The organism is Phocaeicola sp. (assembly GCF_048170425.1).
Taxonomy (GTDB): domain Bacteria; phylum Bacteroidota; class Bacteroidia; order Bacteroidales; family Bacteroidaceae; genus Phocaeicola.
The window spans coordinates 1-2,526 of the sequence record NZ_DBEXBB010000334.1 but is presented as its reverse complement, the minus strand read 5'-3'; the positions used below and the strand labels follow the sequence as shown (position 1 = coordinate 2,526).

The 2,526-nt window shown below is 45.7% G+C and carries 3 protein-coding genes; 1 reads left to right on the top strand and 2 read right to left on the bottom strand.

The window, feature by feature from the left end; translation table 11 throughout:
- Positions 1-173 precede the first annotated feature (173 nt).
- Positions 174-1,400, top strand: coding sequence for an MFS transporter (locus tag ACMJ0U_RS12680; RefSeq protein WP_417130232.1), 1,227 nt, complete (start codon positions 174-176; stop codon positions 1,398-1,400).
- 79 nt (positions 1,401-1,479) lie between these two features.
- On the opposite strand, the gene ACMJ0U_RS12675 is transcribed toward ACMJ0U_RS12680, so the two are convergent.
- Both ACMJ0U_RS12675 and ACMJ0U_RS12670 read right to left on the bottom strand, forming a co-directional pair.
- A complete protein-coding gene (locus tag ACMJ0U_RS12675; RefSeq protein ID WP_417130231.1) occupies positions 1,480-2,139 on the bottom strand; it encodes a carbohydrate-binding family 9-like protein in 660 nt (219 codons plus the stop codon).
- A 30-nt stretch (positions 2,140-2,169) separates the two neighbouring features.
- Entirely contained in the window at positions 2,170-2,322 is a 153-nt protein-coding gene (locus tag ACMJ0U_RS12670) for a YqaE/Pmp3 family membrane protein (RefSeq protein ID WP_417130230.1), read from the bottom strand.
- Between the last annotated feature and the right edge of the window lie 204 nt (positions 2,323-2,526).

Sequence of the window (2,526 nt, the reverse complement as noted above, 5' to 3'; positions counted from 1 at the left end):
TCATACTTATATTCATTTTTGTATTCATACCCTGAGAGGAAAACAGTCAAGGACATTCGTCCTTTTTATTGGTTTTATCAATGACTCTTATCGAAAAATAATGATTTTGCGATAGATTGGATATGCTTTTTACCTTCTATTTTTGTTCCCGTGATTAATGGAATAGGAGGAACATGAAAGAGATGAATCATTCCCGTGAAGTGATTGGGCGGTTTCGTTTAATACGTAACTGTATGTTTTTGTCAGGCTTGTCGGTTTTTGCCCAGTTGTATTTATTTCAACCGATGCTTTCGGAAGTATGCCGGGCATTTGGGGTTACTCCGGCAGAAAGCAGTCTGTCGGTATCGGCTTCTACGGCCGGAATGGCGCTGGGATTGATTGTCATGGCTTTCAAGGCCGACACCGTGTCACGCGAACGCCTGATGGGAGTTTCATTGGTGGTTTCGTCTCTCCTGACTGTAGCTTCTGGATTTGCGGAGAATTATCCGCTTTTATTGGCCTTGAATTTTCTGAAGGGGATGGTGCTGGCGGGTGTGTCGTCCGTAGCATTGGCTTATTTTTCGGAAGAGGTGGATAAGAGCATGATTGGACTGGCCATCAGCCTGTATCTGAGTGGGAACACGCTGGGAGGCATGTCGGGACGAGTGGTTGCTACCCTGGTTTCCGGATGGGGAGGATGGCAGCCGGCAGTGTGGCTTATCGGAGTTGCCAGTCTGGTATTGGGGGGACTGTTCTGCTGGAAGATTCCTTCCGGGAAACACTTTTCTGCGGTGTCTGTATCGTTTAAGGAAAAGTTGTGCCAGATGCGTGATTTGCTGACACAGGGTACGTTCGTTCCCATGTATCTGATTGCAGCATTGTCCATGGGGATTTTTGTCAGCGTCTATAACTATCTTTCCTTTTTGCTGGAGTCGCCTCCTTTTTCGTTGCCTCACCATTGGGTCGCCCTGATTTTCACCATGTATGTGGCGGGAATCATTGGCTCGGTTGTGGCGGGACGTCTGTCGGACAGGTACAGTCCGGAAATGCTTCTGCAAGGAATGTTGCTGTTGATGGGAGCAGGAATGGCCTTTTTACTATGGATGCACCTGGGAGCCATTGTGTCGGGGTTGGGTTTGATGACGTTCGCCTTTTTTGGCACACATACGCTGGCAAGCCGGATTGTATCGGTACATGCAGGACAGATGAAAAGCAGTGCCACCAGCATTTACTGGTTGTTCTACTATGCAGGCTCCAGTCTGGTCGGCTCTTTTTCCGGCATTGTATTGTCACGTTATGGGTGGTTTTCGTTTATGGGACTTCTGTACTTGCTGCTGGCAGGCGCGCTGATTATTTCGTTGGGCGTAGTGTGGAGAAACAGAAGTAGAAAAGTAGCTTGTGTTCGTGTAACCAGAGAATAATGTGGATTGAAAAAGAGTGCCGGCTTCTTCTGAAAAATGAAGATTCAGGCACTCTTTGGGTATAGATAAATGCGATAATTTAGTCAAAGCATATTTTGCCGAAGAATTCCGGGCAGTGGAAGCAAGGTTCCGGCAAGTCTATTTTGTTCCATGACAGGAAGTGCGGTGTATGCTGCAAGTCGCCGCATTTGTAGAAATTGGCCCGGGCAGTCATTTCCTTGAAACCTTTAAGCTGGTGACGGAAGAATGCTTCCTTAGGGATGCAAAGAGCCAGTTGCCAGCTGCATTCTCCCATACGTTCGTCAAAAGGAGCCTTGTCGAGCGAAGTCCAGCGGTCTACTTTCCGGGTGATTTCCAAGGGTGCATGAGGCCGGTCGCCCGGTCTTCCACCGCCGATAAGCAAGGTACCTCCACAGTTGCATTCAAAGTTGTAGTAGATATTTTCTTCCTGGTCTTCGGGAAGCTGAAAGAAGAACTCACAGCAGGAGTCTTCCCATACTCTGCCGTTGTCTTCCGCTGCTACGGCACGTACGCTTTCTTCCTTGATGCGGTAGTTCAGTAAAATGGCTTCTCCCGTGTGTCCCATGCGGAATTCTACTTCAGGACGGTAAGGATAGGCATTCCAGTTGACGCATTCAATGGCCTGAAATTCAATATGATTTTCATCGAGCAATGCCGGAATGTCTTTTGCCGGGACAAGCGAAGGTCCCGTAATTTCATGTACATGTAATTCTTTCATAAGGATTCTTTATTTAGGAATGAATTAGATTTAATTCTTGTTGAGGATAATCAGGGCACCGATTACGCCCGGAATCCATCCGCACAGGGTGAGGATGAAGATTATGAGTACTGAGCCGCAGCCTTTATCAATTACGGCAAGGGGCGGAAAAATAATGGAAAGAATGACTCTGATTAATGACATTTCTGTATCGTTTTTAGAAATTTGCAGGAAAGTTATTGAAAAGATTCGGAACTGGCAATAATTTGTGCCAGATTCAAAAACATTCTTTGTTTTCAGTTGTTATTTTTAATATAAAAGCATGAAACTATAAACATATCTCTGAACCTATTCTGGTTTTTATCTCTATTCGTTTCTCTGATGTCTTTATGGCTTGATTCTTTTTTA